Here is a 15,870-nt window from a genome sequence, read left to right on the forward strand (position 1 = left end):
GGCTTGGTGAGAAAATTGTTCAGGGAGAGAATGGAAGCACTCAAAAAGCTCATTGAAAATGAGCATGCTGAAGCTTTGTTGATATCTCGATGTGACAACTTCGCTTGGGCAACCTTCGGTGCTAGAAACTACGTCACGATCAACAGCCAAATCGGAAACGTCCATTTTTTGATCGCAGAAGACTCCATCTACATACTCGCAGACAACATAGAAAGAAAGCGAATAGAGCGAGAAGAGTTACACGAAGACATCGCGAACGAAGTTGAGTTTGCCGAGTACATGTGGTCAAAGGATCTCTGGGATGTATTGAGATCCTTCGTGCACGGTAAAAAATTCCTATCGGACACGGGCATGTTCGATTCAAAAAATATCTCCGATAAGCTGAGGGAATTGAGGCTCGTTTTCACCGAGATAGAAATCGAAACTTACAGATGGCTCGGTAAAAACTGTGATGAGATTTTTTCAAACGTGATGCCGAAGTTTTCTCCAGAGATGACCGAATGGCAGGTACAATCTGAGATCGCAAAAGCTTTCATTGAGCGTGGCATCGAGCCCATACTCATCCTCGTTTTCGGTGAAGAGAGTGCACAACTTTACAGGCACAATCTTCCGAGGAATGTGAAGATCGGTAGAAAACTTTTCGTCAGTGTGTGCGTTAGGAAGAGGGGTTTGATACTTTCGTCCACCAGATCGATCCTTTTTGGTAAGGATGAACGCTGGATAAAGCAACACAGGGACAACTGCTACGTTGAGGCATCAGCCTTAGCGAGTTCCAAACCTGGTGCTAAGCTGAACGAAGTTTTTGAGGAAATCAAGAGAGCGTATATCGCAGTGAACAAACCTCATGAATGGTTCTTGCATCATCAAGGGGGTCTTGCCGGTTACAATGCGCGGGAGATCATTGCAAACGAAGAAGAAGGTTACATGTTGAGATCTAGAAACGTGGTTGCTTGGAATCCAACGATCACGGGTACAAAATCTGAAGATACTTTCTTGATACTCGAAAACGGATTGGAATGCTTTTCTTATCCTGAAACGAGTCGATGGCCTGCGGTGAAGTTGCAGGTAGGTTCATGCTTCATCGATAGACCGGATATCCTTGTGATCTGAGGAGTGATCGTTTTTGTCGTCCTTCATATTCGAGCTGTTTTGGATGGTCCTCATTTTCAGCATGTTCATACCTTTCGTACGTGCTTATGCTCAGAGGAATGCCAGAGAAGCTCTCATAAGGCAATTGGAGATCAAGCGTAAAAGTAGGGTGATCACACTCATACACAGGCAAGAATCTGTGAGCTTTTTTGGATTAACCTTCGCAAGGTACATAACAATTGAGGATTCTGAGGAGATCTTGAGAGCCATAAAATTGACGCCACCTGACATGCCTATCGATTTGATCTTGCATACTCCAGGTGGACTCGTGTTGGCAGCCGAGCAGATTGCGCGCGCTTTGATCAAACACAAGGGTAAGGTGACCGTCTTCGTACCACACTATGCCATGTCTGGCGGTACTTTGATCGCTCTTGCTGCCGATGAGATAATCATGGATCCAAACGCGGTACTCGGACCGCTGGATCCACAGATAGGAGGATATCCAGCACCGTCCATACTGAGCGTTTTGGAGAAGAAGAACATCAATGAAGTGGATGATGAAACTTTGATACTCGCAGATGTGGCAAAGAAAGCGATGGAACAGGTCAAAGATTTTGTGACTTGTCTCTTGAAGGAGAAAGTTGGGGAGGAGAGAGCGAAAGAACTCGCGGAAAATTTGTGTACTGGCAAATGGACACACGATTATCCAATCACGGTGGATGTCTTGAAACAAATGGGTTTGCCGGTTTCCGATCAGATGCCGCAAGAAGTCTATGAGTTGATGAATCTCTACAGGCAAACTGAACAGAGGAGGCCTTCGGTTCAATATATCCCGGTACCTTACAGAGGCAGTGAAGGCGGCAATTCCAGCAGTCAAAAATTGAGAAGAGATTTTTGGCGCCTTTGAACGAGAGATCTTTAGATTTGTATTCCTCGTTTTTTCATATTTTCAATGACGAATGAATAATCATTCAAGGTTTCTTCCTCGATTTCGCAAGGTGAGGAAAGTTTCTTTTTCAGTTCCTTCACACCAACTTCTCTGAACACGTCGTACATGATGGCGATCCAAAAGTGCACTTTACCTTGCAATTTCTCAATTGCTTTGAGTTGATATTGAAAAAATTCTCCCGAAGCACCGGTGATCTTCTCGAAGCTTTTCTCATCCCAACCCTTCACGTTCAACCTGACGTGAACTTTCAAACCAGTGAAAAGATCGATCAATTCTGGTTTATAACCGAACATGAGTCCATTCGTTTCGAGGATGAATTCACCATTTGTGAGTTTGATGATTTCTGCAACATGTCTAGCTGAAATCTCACCGAGAATTGGCTCGGCACCGCTGACTCGAAACAATTTGTATCCAGTCTTTCTTGAGATTTTCCTCAATTCACTCGCCACGATTTCCGGTGAGAAAAATTCGCCGAAGTGGGTTGGCCTTTCGTTTCTAAAGTAATTCCAACAGTAAGCACACAGCAAATTGCAACCAACAGTATCTGCAGTGACGATACCACCGTAGTGAGAGGAACTGCGAAAGCGGTAATATTTTCTTTCAAAACCTCTCATGACCGAAGATTCGACTTGACCAGATCTTTCAATTGGATCAAAGCCCATCACGATCACCCAAGAGATTTTAATCCACTGCATTGCAGTGGCGTGATAACCTTGAATTTTTCTGAAGATGTCAAGTGATCCTAGAGACAGTACTTGACAGGGTTTCACTCTGCATGGTACAATAAGTGCCAAATAACTTCTAAGGGGAGGTGAAGTGTTAGTGCGTAGGTTTGCAGTGCTGATTTTTGTGTTTCTCTACGTGGCCATCTTTGCGGCGAAGTACGGTGGAACGTTCCGATTCCTCATCGGCGTCGATGTTACCACACTGCTTCCTGGAAACATCCCAGATTCCATCAGTACGATCGTCGGTATGCACATTTTCGAAGGTTTGGTGGACATCGACGAAAATCTCAGGATCATCCCCGCACTTGCCGAAAGGTGGGAGATCACCGACAATGGTACCGCCTACGTCTTTCATCTTCGTAAAAACGTCAAATTCCATGATGGTGTAGACTTCAACGCTCATGCTGTGAAGAAAAACTTTGATTATCTATTCTCTGCGAATCTCAGGAACGTTGGAGTATTCAAAGGGATCATCAAAGAAGTTCAGGTTTTGGATGATTTCACCGTGAAGATAGTGCTGTTCAGACCGCATTCTGCCATCCTCTACAGGTTGGCTCAATCGACCGGTTGGTTCGTTTCACCACAGATGATCGACAAATTTGGACAGGACACAGCCGTTCTTTCAAGAAATCCCGTTGGTACTGGGCCGTTCATGTTCAAAGAGTGGAAAGCTGGCGAAAGTGTTGAGCTCGTCAGAAACCCAAATTACTGGCGTCAGGGTTTACCCTATCTCGACAGGATCATCTTTAGAGTTGTTGCTGAAGATGTCTCGCGCGTCAATCAAGTTAGAGCTGGCGATGCAGATCTTATGTACAATCCACCCCCAGCGTTGGTTGCAGCCATTGAACAGGATAAGTCCCTACAGATCAAGATCATACCAACTGTCAGGACGATCTTCATAGGTTTAAACACTTCAAGAGCCCCATTGAATGACGTGAGGGTTAGGCAGGCTTTGAACTATGCTGTTGATAAAGAAAAACTTTGCAAGGTCCTCATGAGGGGTCTTGCAAAGCCTTCAGACTCACCTCTTTCGAGCATGACTTATGGTTATTTCTCTACAGGAGGCTATCCTTACAATCCACAGAAGGCGAAACAATTGCTCAAGGAAGCTGGATATGAAAATCTGAAACTCGAACTCATCACACCGAAAGGAAGATATCTCAACGATTACGAAACTGCAGTCGCCATACAGGGCATGCTCAAAGAGGTTGGGATAAATGTAGATGTCAAACCGATGGAGTGGGGTAGTTACGTAGCGAAAATCCTCTCACAAAAGCCGGAAGACTGGGATTACCAAATGTTTCTTTTAGGATGGGCGCCAGGCACTGCAGAAGGATATCAAGTGCTCTTTCCACTGTTCCATTCTTCGAACCGGATGGGTAGCCCCACCGGTACGATGCGGTACAACAACTATTTCTACAGTAATCCAAAGGTCGACGAGCTCATAGAAAAAGCTGCAGTAGAAATAGACGAAAAGAAGCTACTTGAATACTTTGCAGAAGCTCAAAGATTGATCGTTCAGGATGCCCCATGGATCTTCCTCTATGAAATGAACATAGCCGCAGTGATGCGAAAAGAAGTTCAGGGAGTCAAGCTCTATCCTACCGAAAGGGTAAGCCTCGCAGAAGCTTGGATCGATCGCTGAACACGAGGGTGGCTCTTGCCACCCTCTTTGAAGGAAGGTGATCAGTCTTGCTCAGGTTTGTAGGCAGAAGATTGCTGCTTCTGATACCTGTTATTATCGGTGTTTCCATCATTTCTTTCTCTATCATGCACATGATTCCAGGTGATCCGGCACGACTCATAGCGGGGGAAGGTGCCACAGTTGAAGACATCATGGCCATAAGGATAAAGTACGGTTTGGATAGACCTTTGATCGAACAGTATTTTAGATTCATGAGGGGTGTCCTGACGAACGATCTGAGATCGATAAGAACAGAACGTCCGATATTGAGTGAAATACTCCCGAGGTTCGCTAACACAGCCCAACTCGCTATAGTGAGTGTTCTCATATCTTCCACGATCGGTGTGAGCCTCGGTATACTTTCAGCCGTGAAAAGGAACAGTTGGTTGGACACTTTCTCTATGGTCTTTTCGCTTGTAGGTGTTTCGATGCCCATTTTCTGGCTTGGAATACTTTTGATAATACTCTTCGCGGTGACATTGAGATGGCTACCTTCAGGCGGAAAGGGTGGCGTACAACATTTAATACTTCCCGCTCTGACCCTCGGCCTCGCTGCATCAGCGATCATCGCTCGAATGACACGTGCGAGTATGTTGGAGGTGCTCAACCAAGATTACGTGAGAACAGCGGTTGCTTTCGGTCTTCCCAAAAGGAAGGTCATTTACAAATACGTTTTACGCAATGCGCTCATACCCGTCGTGACGGTCATAGGTCTTCAGTTTGGTTATCTTCTGGGTGGGGCAGTACTCACTGAGAGCGTCTTCGGTTGGCCTGGCCTTGGCAGATTCATCGTTGACTCCATCTTCAGTAGAGACTATATAGCTGTGCAAGTTGGAATCATGACCATTGCAACCACTTTCGTCTTGGTGAACTTGCTCGTGGACCTACTGTATGCTTTCATAGATCCCAGACTGAGGCGGGGTTGATGACTATGAAGAGAAAGAGTTCTTTATTGATCGTATTGAAGCGTATATCGAGAAACAAGGGTGCAGTTTTTGGTATGTCTGTGGTTTTTATGATAATCTTCGTGGCTCTCTTCGCACCTCTCATTGCTCCTAAAGATCCATATAAACAAGATCTTCTGGCAAGCTTGGAGGCACCTTCCTGGAAGCATTTCTTCGGTACCGATGTGTTTGGTAGAGACGTCCTGAGCAGAGTGATCTACGGTGCCAGAACTTCGCTTTCGATTTCTTCCCTCGCGGTCCTGATCGCTTTCTTACTCGGAGCCATCGTTGGTATCGTAGCCGGATACTTTGGAGGAGTACTAGATGAGATTTTGATGAGATTCCTCGATATACTCATGGCTTTTCCAGACATACTCTTGGCCATAGCCATCGTGGCAGCACTCGGTCCCGGGAAGATGAACTTAGTGGTTGCCATTGCTATATATTCTTTCCCACAGTTTGCTAGGGTAATGCGGGCTTCAACGCTCATGATAAAGAACACAGAATATGTCGAAGCTGCCAAAGCGATTGGAGAATCAAATTTTTCAATAATGTTGAGATACATTCTCCCCAACGCACTTGCACCTGTGCTCGTTCAAGCAACGCTGAGAATGGCAACCGCCGTGCTCACCATCTCCGGTTTGAGCTTCCTAGGTCTTGGAGTGAAACCGCCCGAAGCTGAGTGGGGTACAGACCTTGCCATGGCGAGAGTTTATCTCGAAATAGCACCGCATCTGGGGATCTTTCCGGGTTTGGCACTGTTCCTCACGGTGATGGGTTTCAACCTCTTCGGTGATGGTTTGAACGACGCTTTGAATCCCCGCTTGAAGGACAGGTGATGCGCGTGAAAGAACTTTTGAAAATAGAGAATTTGAGATTGTATTTCGACACGGAGGAGGGTACTGTTAAAGCTTTAGAGGATGTCAATTTGAGTGTGAACGAAGGCGAAATCGTTGGAGTCGTTGGAGAGACTGGTAGTGGAAAATCTATAACCGCGATGAGCGTACTCAAGCTCATACCGAGCCCTCCTGCGAGGATACTCTCGGGAAGAATTTGGTTTGAAGGACAGGAAATAAGTTCATTCGACGAGGAAAAAATGAGGGAAATACGTGGAAAAAAGATCGCGATGATCTTCCAAGAGCCCATGACGTCGCTCAATCCAACGTTCACCGTGGGGGAACAATTGTGTGACGTTCTCATGACACACATGAAGGTCGACAGAAAACAGGCCATCGAGAAAGTACTCGAGGTGTTCAAGCTCGTGAGAATGCAAGATCCCGTTGCACTGCTCAACAAATATCCACACCAACTCTCCGGTGGTATGAGACAAAGAGTGATGATCGCGATGGCCTTACTGTGTAATCCGAAACTTTTGATCGCCGATGAAGCCACCACTGCTTTGGATGTCACGATCCAAGCTCAGATTCTTGGTTTACTCAAAAGGATGAACGAACAGTTCAAACTCAGTGTGATGATAATAACGCACAACTTTGGAATAGTTGCCCAGATTTGTGACAAAGTTGTTGTCATGTATGCCGGGTACGTCGTTGAAATCGCTGAAATAAAGGAAATTTTCAATCAGCCAATGCATCCTTACACGCGAGGACTCCTCAACGCGATACCTCCCATCGATCGTAAGGTCGAAAGACTCAAAATCATCGAAGGCAGTGTCCCCAACTTGATCAACCCTCCCTCCGGTTGTCGTTTTCACCCCAGGTGTGAAAGGCTTGTACGAGGTGTTTGCGACGTTGAGGCACCCAAACTTTTCGGTGAACATCACTTGGTAGCATGCTTCAATCCGTACAACGGTGGTGGTAATAAATGAAGCTTCTGCGGGTTGAAAGACTCATCAAGGACTTTTCGATCAAGCTTGGATTTTTCGGTGGTAGACACGTGATCAGACCGATCAACGATGTTTCTTTTGAGATAGAAGAGGGAGAGACCCTTGGGATCGTTGGAGAGTCAGGTTGCGGAAAGACCACACTCGGTCGCACAGTCATAAGACTCTATGAACCTGACGGAGGAAGGATTCATTTCAACGGAACGGACATCACTGACTTGAAGGAAAAACAATTCAGACACTTTAGAAGGAACATGCAAATTGTTTTTCAAGATCCTTTCTCATCGTTGAATCCACGCATGACTGTTTACGATATCCTCGCGAGACCTTTGCGTATACACAAAGTTGTTCCAAAATCTGAAGAAAAGGACCTGATAATCTCCACTCTGGAGAGTGTTGGACTCAAATCGGAACATCTTGGGAGATTTCCACACGAGTTCTCCGGAGGTCAGAGACAGAGAATCGCCATCGCTCGAGCGATAATAACCAAACCGAAGTTCATCGTTCTGGACGAACCAACCAGTGCTTTGGATGTCTCCGTTCAAGCACAAATAGCGAACCTCTTGAAAGAGTTGAAACAGAAGTTGAAATTGACCTATCTTTTCATATCTCATGATCTTTCCATCATTCAATTTTTGAGTGACAGGATCGCTGTGATGTATTTGGGACAGATCGTTGAAATGGGCGCGGCAGAAAATGTCATAAATGGGATGTTACATCCATACACCCGCCTATTGTTCAGCTCCATACCTGTGCCAGATCCAAAAAAGAGAATGAAGTTTTCCATCGATGTCAGTGAAGTACCATCTTTAGCGAACATCTCAACTGGTTGTCCATTCTTTGAGAGATGTGCTTCAAGGATGAAAGAATGCAGAGAATTCAGACCGAGATTATCACCGATCAGGGAAGAACATTCAGTGGCGTGCTTCTTGTACCACAATGAGATTCATCGATGAGCGGCATATAGCCGCTCTTTTTTGGTAAAAATGGTGCCACGGACCCACCTTCGACTAGTTCAAACCGAGGCATAACCAAGCTTCCAGCTCCAGCCAGGTATCTCTGCGGCACACGGTGCAACCGCTTATGGCTGCTTCCTTCCGGACCTGACCAGGTTCACGGCGCACCGTTGCACAGGCCCCAGCTTTCTTCGCTTTCCACTTGGTCTGTGTCTCGACATGAACCGCCTCCGGTGGGACTTCGGCCCCGCGTATGGCGGATTTCGGGTACAGGGGACCGCCAGCCCCCCGCCTACCGTGGCACCGCAGATATTATATACTAAAATTCCTCCCCAGCTCGAAAATTAACAATTTGTGATAAGATTGAACTAAGATTCTTCGAACATGGGGGGTGATGGGCATGAAGCAAGCAGGTTTCTTGGCTGGTCTTGGTCTAGTTTCCTCTTATTTACTCGCATTGATACCGATGGCGGGTTGGGTATTCGCAATAATCGGCTTAGTGTTGTTCCTTGTGGGTATCTATAAGATTTCTGAGATTACAAATGAAAAAAGGATCTTTCAACTGTTTCTGATTCCTGTGATCCTCGGCTTCATAGCCACAATCATCACTTTGATCACGATGGCAAGCGCCATTGCCAGTATCATGATGAGGAGCTTGGCGGGTTTAAGCGCTTCGATGATAGTCCTCATAGTCGCAGCAGTAATAATTCTGATCGTGAGCTTAGTTTCTTACGTGAAAGCGTACAGACTGTTGGCTGAAGTTACAAAGATGAACATTTTCAACACGGTTGCGAAACTTTATAAATGGGGGGCGATTCTGCTCATAGTCTTTGGTGTCGGAGCCATACTCATGCTGGTTGGTGTGATCGTTGCAACCGTTGGTTTCTTTTCCATGGAACAAAAACAACCTGTACAATGAGGGCTGTGTCCCATTTTACTCAACGGTAAGCTTTTCGAGGTGACGAATCGTCACAGAACTGTTTCCATTCGTCAATACGCATCTCCATACATATATTAATGGGGAGCGCTCTCAAAGGTGACTCAACGTTTGAACGAAGGGTGTTGTCTACATATTGAGCCCTCAGTCTAACCTTTTGGTAAATTCAATAACATCACTTTTGTAGTAGCGCTTCCCAAACTTTAGAGAGATATTTCTATAAGTAGTAAGTGGTAGTTCAAATCCAGTTTTTATAATACCTTGGATGAATAAGTCTTTCAAAGGATCAAGATTTCTTAGCGAAATATTCCTCGGCGAGTATACCCATCATGATCACATCGTAGTATCTCCCTTTCAAGTATCTTGCCTTTCTCAGGATGCCTTCCTTCAGAAAACCACATTTTTCATAAACATGGATTGCACGTGGATTGTATTCGTACACTCGTAACTGAACACGGTTGAGGTTGAGATACTCAAAAGCGTATTTTAAAGTGAGCTCAGTTGCTTCCGTTCCCAACCCGAGGCCCCAGAAATTTCTCTCCGTTATGGCTATGCCGAATTCGGCACACCTGTTCACCCAGTCAATGTTGTGCAAACCCGTGGTGCCAACGAGTTGGCCTAATTCTACTGGAACAATCGCGAATACAACGTCTTTTTGGCTCGTATAAAGATTTTTTATCCATTCTTCTTCTCTGAGCCTGTTCAATGGGAAAACACTCAAAAGGTACTGTCTGACTTCTTCATCGTTGATGTTCAAAAGCCTATCGATGTCTGAAATTTCGACAGGCCTCAAGATGACTCTTTTTCCTTTAAGAATCATACTCATCCCTCGCTTTTGATAACATAATTCTACGTCAAAACTTGAAATCTTCACATCGATTTGGTAATATTGTGTCGGTCGAAAGGAAAGGGGTATGCGACATGGCAAAAAGGTGCGAGATCTGTGGCAAAGAACCCGTGGCTGGTAAGAATGTGAGCCATTCAAACCGGCACACACCAAGGATGTTCAGGCCAAACGTTCAAAGAGTGAAGGTGATACTGGAGGATGGAACGATCAAAACGATGAAGGTGTGTGCCAAATGCTTGAAAGCAGGAAAAGTGAAGAAAGCAGCAGTAGTTTGATCGCGCGGATTTTCCGCGCGATTTTATTTTTGCTAAAATGTAGTTGTGAGATTTGAAAAAGGATGGTGAGCAGAGTGGATCTGAAAGCTTTCATCAGAAATATTCCTGATTTTCCCACAAAAGGTATCATATTTCGAGATGTCACACCTTTGTTGAGAAATCCTGCGGCTTTCCAAAGGGCAATCGATGAAATGACTAGAACTATGCATGGTTTGAACTTCGATCTCATAGTTTCTCCCGAAGCTCGTGGATTCATTTTCGGTGCGACTTTGGCTTACAGACTTGGCAAAGGTTTCGTACCTGTGAGGAAACCGGGGAAGCTCCCTTACGAAACTGTCTCTGTTGAGTACGCTCTCGAGTATGGAAGCGCACAGCTTCATATGCATTCGGATGCCATCCAAAATGGTCAAAGTGTGATCATCGTGGACGATGTTCTGGCAACGGGTGGCACAGCATCGGCTATAGCCGACTTAGTAAAAAGTGTGGGTGGTAAAGTGGTGGGAATGTGTTTTCTCATAGAACTGACCTATTTGAACCCGAGAGAGAAGTTGAGGAACTACGACGTTCGATCTGTCCTCACCTATTGAGGGGTGAGCTTCATGCTCAAATTCGATTTCAGCTTCATGTTCGAGCCTAACGTGAAAGATGGCATCAATGAAGAAGATATTGCCAGGTTGCAACCTGTTCTTAGTCAGATAGTGGAAGAAACGGCGCGCGAAAAGCCTTCGTTCGTTAAGATCCTGTTCGATCGCAATCTGATGGAATCTTTGGAAGATTTGAGAGAATGGATTCTGAACTTCGATAGTCTCGTGGTCATAGGCATAGGTGGTTCCAGTCTTGGAACTGCCGCTTTAGCCAGTGCGTTGAAACCTTTCGACTGGAATTATCTATCCAAGGCGGAGCGCGGAGGTTATCTGAGGATCTTTTTCCTGGAAAATGTTGATCCAGATTATACTGCTTCTGTGTTGGATCGCATAGATCTTCGCACCACCGTTTTCAATGTGGTTTCGAAGTCAGGCTCAACGGCGGAATGCCTTGCACACTATCAAATCATCAGGGGTCTGCTTGAGATCAAAGGTTTGAAACCATCGGAGCACATCGTGTTCACAACGGACCCAAAGAAGGGTTTACTCAGAAAGATCGCAGAGCGTGACAAGATAGTCGCTTTGGATATACCACCGGAACTGGGTGGTAGATTCAGTGTCCTCTCGGCAGTGGGGCTTTTCCCAGCGATGGCTATAGGAATCGACGTGAAAGCTCTGGTGGATGGAGCTAAGGATGCTTACATGAAGTGCGTTGTGTTGGACGTTTGGAAGAATCCCTCGGCAATGATGACCGCTTGTTATTATTTGCACAAGCTCAAAGGTAGACGGATCACGGTTATGATGCCATATTCGAATCGGTTATACACACTGGCTGATTGGTTTAGACAACTGTGGGCTGAAAGCTTGGGGAAGAAATATTCGCTCACAGGGGAGATCGTGTATGAAGGTCTAACACCTATAAAAGCCCTTGGCGTGGTTGATCAACATTCACAGCTTCAACTTTACAATGAAGGACCAGACGATAAAACCATCACGTTCATTGAGGTTGAAAAATTTGACAGAGAGGTTCTGATACCCTCTATCCATCAAGATGAGGAAATCGCCTATCTTAATGATAAGAAACTCTCGGAGTTGCTCAAAAATGAATTGCTTGGAACGGAGAGATCTTTAGCCTTCAATGGACGGCCGAGTATGAGGATAATCTTTCCATCGATCAACGCTTACGAGCTTGGTCAGTTCTTCATGTACTACGAGTTCACTACGACACTCATGGGGAAACTTTTGAAGATCGATCCGTTCGATCAACCCGGTGTTGAGTTGGGTAAGCAGATCACTTACTCTCTGATGGGAAGAAAAGGTTTTGAAGAGATGAAATTTCCAGAACCAACGAAGAAGGTTGTGATCGAATGACCAAGAAAATCGTCGAAATATTCAAGCCGAGGAGTCTCTACCACGTTGAAGAAGGTCCTCTTGGAGAGAACGTTTATGTGGTCGTGGTCGATGAAGAAACTGATGTTGAAAAGAAATTTATTGAGTTTTACCGAGAAGTCGGTGAAGAACCAGTTCTCATCGTTGTGACGGAAGAGGAATTCAACCAACTTCTGCCATTACTTGGCAAAGGAGAGAAGCTTTACTGAAGCTTGTAGTTGGATTAACTGGAAGAACAGGGAGTGGTAAGAGCACCGTTGCAAATATGCTCAAGCAATTTGGAGCCAGTGTCATCGATGTTGATAAGATTGGACACGAAGTGTTGCAGGATGAATCAGTGAAAGAGGAGTTGAGACAACTTTTCGGCTCAGAAATCTTCTCGGGTGATGAAATCGACAGAGTAAAGCTAGGAAGGATAGTTTTCGATGATGAGGAAAAGCTCAAAGCGCTCGAGAAGATCGTACATCCTTTAATCAGAGAACGAGTTTCAAAAAGATTGGAGAGCATGTCGGGTGTAGTCGTGCTGGACGCAGCAATTTTGAAAAGGATAGGACTTGACAAACTGTGTGATGCCATAATCACTGTCAAGTGTGATGATGAAAAAATCATCGAGAGATTGAGAGCAAAAGGGCTCACAGAAGTTGAGATCAAAAAAAGACTTTTCGCTCAGAGAGATATTTCTGAGGAAGGTTTCATCGTCGAAAACGATTCGGACATTGAGTCTCTCAGAGAAAAAGTAATTCACATTTACAAACAATTACTTAAGGGAGGTGTCGGTTCATGAGAAAGTTTCTGGTGATTTTGTCGATTGTACTGTTCGTAGCGTTCGCTTTAGCAAAGGTTAAGGTCACGTTCTGGCATGCGATGGGCGGAGGACACGGTCAAACTTTGCAGGAAATCGTCAATTTCTTCAATCAGCAACGTCCGGATATCGAAGTCGAAGCCGTATACATCGGAACCTATTCTGCTCTACAGCAGAAACTGCTTGCCGCTGCACAGGCCGGAGGACTTCCGACGATCTCTCAAGCTTATTCGAACTGGACCGCAAAACTCATTTACTCTGGTATTGTCGAACAACTGAACGCTTATGTGAACGATCCGAAGATAGGCTTGTCCAAAGCGGAGTGGGAAGACATCTGGGAACCTATGAGGTTGAACTGCATGTGGGGCGATAAGATCTATGCTGTGCCTTTCAACAAGAGTATCTACGTGCTGTACGTGAACACGGACGCACTTGCACTCGCTGGGCTAAAGATACCGGAGACCATAGGTGAGTTGAAGAGAGCCGCGATATTGATGACGGAGGATTTCAACAACGATGGAAAGATCGATCAGTACGGATTTGGATTCAGATCTACAGTGGACCATTTCCAAGTTTTCCTGGCTTTGAATGGAGGCTCGATACTCCAAAAAGGTCCAGACGGTAAATGGAAAGTGACGATCAACAGTCCAGAATCTAGAGAGGCTCTTCAATTTTTGCTCGATTTAAAGGATAAATACGCTCTGGTACAGGGTGGTTATCTGGATGGACCATTCGGTGAAGGAAAAATAGCCATGTTCATCGAAACGGTGGCGAGTAAACCTTACGTCGATTCTGCTTCGAAGGGTAAGCATGGTTGGACTTGGGCACCAGTGCCTGTATGGAAAACACGCAACGTTCAGTTCGCAGGTACAGACGTGATCATGTTCAGCACTGCAAAGCCTGAAGAGAAAAGAGCAGCTTGGGAATTCATGAAGTTTCTGATATCCCCAGAGATCACGGCATATTGGGCTGTCAAGACTGGATATCTACCTGTCAGAAAGAGTGCGACGGAGACTGCCATTTGGAAGAAATATGTTGCGGAAGACCCAGCGGCGCAGGTACCATTGATTCAACTTCCGTACGGTGTTTTTGACCCGCAGATTGGTGTTTGGGCTGAAATAAGGAATATCGTTGGTACTATGGTGAGTGACGTGCTGTACGGGAAGAAAACTGTAGAAGAAGGTTTAGCTTGGGCGGAGGCAGAGATAAAGAGAGAACTCGCAAAGGAAGGTATGTAAGGAACGTGACGGGGGCTCAAGGCCCCCGTTTTGATTTCGGAGGGATGAGTGTGAGGGGAGATCCATTCGGGAGGCATAGAGTGGTCGAACCGAAGGGAAAACTACCTCAGCCTGCGTGGAAACTGGATAATGACACAACGAAGTTGTACGATAACGAAATGTTGATAGAAGTGATCAAATTGAATGTGGATGCAGCTTCTTTCACTCAGATAAAGAACGAAGTGGGATTAGATGAGAAAAAAATCGCTGAGAGGATCATGCAGATCGTTCGAGAACGTGGTAAGTTACATAATCCCGTGACAGGTTCCGGTGGTATGCTCATAGGCATAGTGAAAATGATCGGAAAAGATCTAAATGTGGATGTGAAAGTTGGTGATAAAATAGCAACACTTGTCTCGCTCAGTTTAACACCATTGAACTTGAAAAAGATAAAGAAAGTTTATCTAGATAGAGATCAAGTTGATGTCGAAGGTGAAGCGATACTTTTCGAAACCGGGGTTTTTGCTCGACTGCCTGAAGATATGCCTGAGTCTGTGGCGCTCGCGATACTCGATGTGGCGGGAGCTCCGATCCAAACGGCGAGGCTCGTCTCGCCCTCCGATTTGGTGCTAGTTATTGGTGCTGGTGGTAAATCTGGGGTGCTCTGTTGCTACGTAGCAAAAAAATATGCAGGGCCAACTGGTAAAGTTGTGGCGCTGGTACACTCAGAAAGATCCGTGAGTGAGTTGGAGAAACTGGGCTTCGTGGACGATGTTTTTGTCTCCGATGCACAGGAAGCTGTTGGTTCTTACGAGAAATTCCTTCAAATCACTCGTGGAAGACTCGCGGACGTTGTGATCAACGTGGTGAACGTGCCAGATACTGAGATGACTTCAATATTGTGCGCTAGAGAGAGAGGGAAAGTTTATTTCTTCTCTATGGCGACGAGTTTCACCAAAGCGGCACTCGGTGCCGAGGGTATAGGTAAAGATGTGGACATGATCATAGGTAATGGTTATGCGAAGAATCATGCCGAGTTTGCATTGAAGATTGTTAGAGAAAATCCAAAACTCTACGAACTCTTCTTAGAAAGGTATGGTGAAAAATGACACTGCTCGACAGTTTCACAGTTCACTACCAAAACGAAAACGTTAAAAATCAACAATCGAAAACGTCATCTAAAGAGCCGTTTCTCAATTCTCTTCACTCTGGAACCTTCAACGTGTGTCTCTATGTTTACGAAGGTGAGACACCTAAGATGTTGCTCTCACTCGCCATCTTTGATGAAGAGAGTGTAGAAGCCTTCTTTGGCGAAGGTGTTGAATTTGGAAAGATCAAAAATTTCAATGAAATTGAACTTCTTTTGGGGAAAGATAAGCTCGCCATCGTAGATGTAACTCTGCCTGGCGATGAGTTGATCATCCTTCAGAATGGTCCACATGATTTGGTTTGCTTGGTTTCTTATGAGAAGATCAAGCTTTTAAACAGGGAACAGCTTGCGAAACTTTTGGTCGAAGAGTACTTCAAGAGATTTTATAATTACGATGCCAAGTACAGAGTAACAACTAGTGATGATTCAATCATTGATGTGTAGCACTCTTTCGTGTATAATTTGCTTTGCGAGGTGTGATC

The 15,870-nt window shown here is 45.2% G+C and carries 18 protein-coding genes and 1 other RNA gene; 16 read left to right on the forward strand and 3 right to left on the reverse strand.

Annotated features, from left to right (window positions below; genetic code table 11):
- Nucleotides 1-6 precede the first annotated feature (6 nt).
- Entirely contained in the window at nt 7-1,110 is a 1,104-nt protein-coding gene (locus NZ875_06675; GenBank protein MCS7175422.1) for a M24 family metallopeptidase, read from the forward strand.
- 13 nt (nt 1,111-1,123) lie between these two features.
- Nucleotides 1,124-1,996 carry an ATP-dependent Clp protease proteolytic subunit gene (locus NZ875_06680; GenBank protein MCS7175423.1) on the forward strand — a complete coding sequence of 291 codons (873 nt, stop codon included), beginning with the start codon at nt 1,124-1,126 and terminating at the stop codon, nt 1,994-1,996.
- A gap of 11 nt (nt 1,997-2,007) precedes the next feature.
- Here NZ875_06680 and NZ875_06685 read toward each other — a convergent pair whose 3' ends face one another.
- Nucleotides 2,008-2,733 carry a radical SAM protein gene (locus NZ875_06685; protein ID MCS7175424.1) on the reverse strand — a complete coding sequence of 242 codons (726 nt, stop codon included), beginning with the start codon at nt 2,731-2,733 and terminating at the stop codon, nt 2,008-2,010.
- A 127-nt stretch (nt 2,734-2,860) separates the two neighbouring features.
- On the opposite strand from NZ875_06685, the gene NZ875_06690 reads away from it, so the two are divergent.
- From NZ875_06690 to NZ875_06710, 5 genes are read left to right on the forward strand one after another with little or no spacing between them, the layout of a single operon-like run.
- Nucleotides 2,861-4,408 (forward strand): glutathione ABC transporter substrate-binding protein, encoded by a 1,548-nt coding sequence (locus tag NZ875_06690; GenBank protein ID MCS7175425.1) that lies wholly within the window; start codon nt 2,861-2,863, stop codon nt 4,406-4,408.
- Between the two features lie 47 nt (nt 4,409-4,455).
- Nucleotides 4,456-5,373 (forward strand): ABC transporter permease, encoded by a 918-nt coding sequence (locus tag NZ875_06695; GenBank protein ID MCS7175426.1) that lies wholly within the window; start codon nt 4,456-4,458, stop codon nt 5,371-5,373.
- A 5-nt stretch (nt 5,374-5,378) separates the two neighbouring features.
- Nucleotides 5,379-6,230 carry an ABC transporter permease gene (locus tag NZ875_06700; GenBank protein ID MCS7175427.1) on the forward strand — a complete coding sequence of 284 codons (852 nt, stop codon included), beginning with the start codon at nt 5,379-5,381 and terminating at the stop codon, nt 6,228-6,230.
- On the forward strand, nt 6,230-7,216 hold the full coding sequence (locus tag NZ875_06705) for an ABC transporter ATP-binding protein (GenBank protein ID MCS7175428.1): 987 nt from the start codon (nt 6,230-6,232) through the stop codon (nt 7,214-7,216). The genes NZ875_06700 and NZ875_06705 overlap by 1 nt, the downstream gene beginning before the upstream one ends.
- Nucleotides 7,213-8,187 carry an ATP-binding cassette domain-containing protein gene (locus NZ875_06710; GenBank protein MCS7175429.1) on the forward strand — a complete coding sequence of 325 codons (975 nt, stop codon included), beginning with the start codon at nt 7,213-7,215 and terminating at the stop codon, nt 8,185-8,187. The genes NZ875_06705 and NZ875_06710 overlap by 4 nt, the downstream gene beginning before the upstream one ends.
- A 36-nt stretch (nt 8,188-8,223) precedes the next feature.
- Here the strand turns inward: NZ875_06710 and ffs are convergent.
- Nucleotides 8,224-8,488, reverse strand: an RNA gene (ffs, locus tag NZ875_06715) — signal recognition particle sRNA large type.
- Between the two features lie 99 nt (nt 8,489-8,587).
- Between ffs and NZ875_06720 the strand changes: the two genes are divergently transcribed.
- The gene (locus NZ875_06720; protein MCS7175430.1) at nt 8,588-9,106 is read left to right on the forward strand and encodes a DUF996 domain-containing protein; all 519 of its coding nucleotides are present in this window, start codon (nt 8,588-8,590) and stop codon (nt 9,104-9,106) included.
- Between the two features lie 304 nt (nt 9,107-9,410).
- Here NZ875_06720 and NZ875_06725 read toward each other — a convergent pair whose 3' ends face one another.
- Nucleotides 9,411-9,944 (reverse strand): GNAT family N-acetyltransferase, encoded by a 534-nt coding sequence (locus NZ875_06725; protein MCS7175431.1) that lies wholly within the window; start codon nt 9,942-9,944, stop codon nt 9,411-9,413.
- Nucleotides 9,945-10,045: 101 nt separating this feature from the next.
- Between NZ875_06725 and rpmB the strand changes: the two genes are divergently transcribed.
- From rpmB to NZ875_06765, 8 genes are all read left to right on the forward strand, one after another.
- Nucleotides 10,046-10,246 (forward strand): 50S ribosomal protein L28, encoded by a 201-nt coding sequence (rpmB, locus tag NZ875_06730; GenBank protein ID MCS7175432.1) that lies wholly within the window; start codon nt 10,046-10,048, stop codon nt 10,244-10,246.
- A gap of 74 nt (nt 10,247-10,320) precedes the next feature.
- Complete coding sequence (locus NZ875_06735) at nt 10,321-10,833, forward strand: adenine phosphoribosyltransferase (protein MCS7175433.1); 513 nt, start codon at nt 10,321-10,323, stop codon at nt 10,831-10,833.
- Nucleotides 10,834-10,845: 12 nt separating this feature from the next.
- A complete protein-coding gene (locus NZ875_06740; protein ID MCS7175434.1) occupies nt 10,846-12,201 on the forward strand; it encodes a glucose-6-phosphate isomerase in 1,356 nt (451 codons plus the stop codon).
- Complete coding sequence (locus NZ875_06745) at nt 12,198-12,428, forward strand: hypothetical protein (protein ID MCS7175435.1); 231 nt, start codon at nt 12,198-12,200, stop codon at nt 12,426-12,428. The genes NZ875_06740 and NZ875_06745 overlap by 4 nt, the downstream gene beginning before the upstream one ends.
- On the forward strand, nt 12,425-13,003 hold the full coding sequence (gene coaE, locus NZ875_06750) for a dephospho-CoA kinase (protein MCS7175436.1): 579 nt from the start codon (nt 12,425-12,427) through the stop codon (nt 13,001-13,003). The genes NZ875_06745 and coaE overlap by 4 nt, the downstream gene beginning before the upstream one ends.
- Nucleotides 13,000-14,259 (forward strand): ABC transporter substrate-binding protein, encoded by a 1,260-nt coding sequence (locus tag NZ875_06755; protein MCS7175437.1) that lies wholly within the window; start codon nt 13,000-13,002, stop codon nt 14,257-14,259. The genes coaE and NZ875_06755 overlap by 4 nt, the downstream gene beginning before the upstream one ends.
- Nucleotides 14,260-14,303: 44 nt before the next feature.
- On the forward strand, nt 14,304-15,347 hold the full coding sequence (locus NZ875_06760) for a zinc-binding dehydrogenase (protein MCS7175438.1): 1,044 nt from the start codon (nt 14,304-14,306) through the stop codon (nt 15,345-15,347).
- Nucleotides 15,344-15,832 (forward strand): hypothetical protein, encoded by a 489-nt coding sequence (locus tag NZ875_06765; GenBank protein ID MCS7175439.1) that lies wholly within the window; start codon nt 15,344-15,346, stop codon nt 15,830-15,832. The genes NZ875_06760 and NZ875_06765 overlap by 4 nt, the downstream gene beginning before the upstream one ends.
- Nucleotides 15,833-15,870: the final 38 nt, after the last annotated feature.

Origin of the sequence: Pseudothermotoga sp. (genome assembly GCA_025060105.1) — a bacterium.
Taxonomy (GTDB): domain Bacteria; phylum Thermotogota; class Thermotogae; order Thermotogales; family DSM-5069; genus Pseudothermotoga_A.

What these genes read in the sequence shown, in the direction of transcription:
- NZ875_06685 (MCS7175424.1), bottom strand. Translation starts at nt 2,733, where the DNA reads ATGCAGTGGATTAAAATCTCTTGGGTGATCGTGATGGGCTTTGATCCA.
- NZ875_06700 (MCS7175427.1), top strand. Translation starts at nt 5,379, where the DNA reads ATGAAGAGAAAGAGTTCTTTATTGATCGTATTGAAGCGTATATCGAGA.
- NZ875_06705 (MCS7175428.1), top strand. Translation starts at nt 6,230, where the DNA reads ATGCGCGTGAAAGAACTTTTGAAAATAGAGAATTTGAGATTGTATTTC.
- NZ875_06710 (MCS7175429.1), top strand. Translation starts at nt 7,213, where the DNA reads ATGAAGCTTCTGCGGGTTGAAAGACTCATCAAGGACTTTTCGATCAAG.
- NZ875_06720 (MCS7175430.1), top strand. Translation starts at nt 8,588, where the DNA reads ATGAAGCAAGCAGGTTTCTTGGCTGGTCTTGGTCTAGTTTCCTCTTAT.
- NZ875_06725 (MCS7175431.1), bottom strand. Translation starts at nt 9,944, where the DNA reads ATGATTCTTAAAGGAAAAAGAGTCATCTTGAGGCCTGTCGAAATTTCA.
- rpmB (MCS7175432.1), top strand. Translation starts at nt 10,046, where the DNA reads ATGGCAAAAAGGTGCGAGATCTGTGGCAAAGAACCCGTGGCTGGTAAG.
- NZ875_06740 (MCS7175434.1), top strand. Translation starts at nt 10,846, where the DNA reads ATGCTCAAATTCGATTTCAGCTTCATGTTCGAGCCTAACGTGAAAGAT.
- NZ875_06745 (MCS7175435.1), top strand. Translation starts at nt 12,198, where the DNA reads ATGACCAAGAAAATCGTCGAAATATTCAAGCCGAGGAGTCTCTACCAC.
- NZ875_06755 (MCS7175437.1), top strand. Translation starts at nt 13,000, where the DNA reads ATGAGAAAGTTTCTGGTGATTTTGTCGATTGTACTGTTCGTAGCGTTC.
- NZ875_06760 (MCS7175438.1), top strand. Translation starts at nt 14,304, where the DNA reads ATGAGTGTGAGGGGAGATCCATTCGGGAGGCATAGAGTGGTCGAACCG.
- NZ875_06765 (MCS7175439.1), top strand. Translation starts at nt 15,344, where the DNA reads ATGACACTGCTCGACAGTTTCACAGTTCACTACCAAAACGAAAACGTT.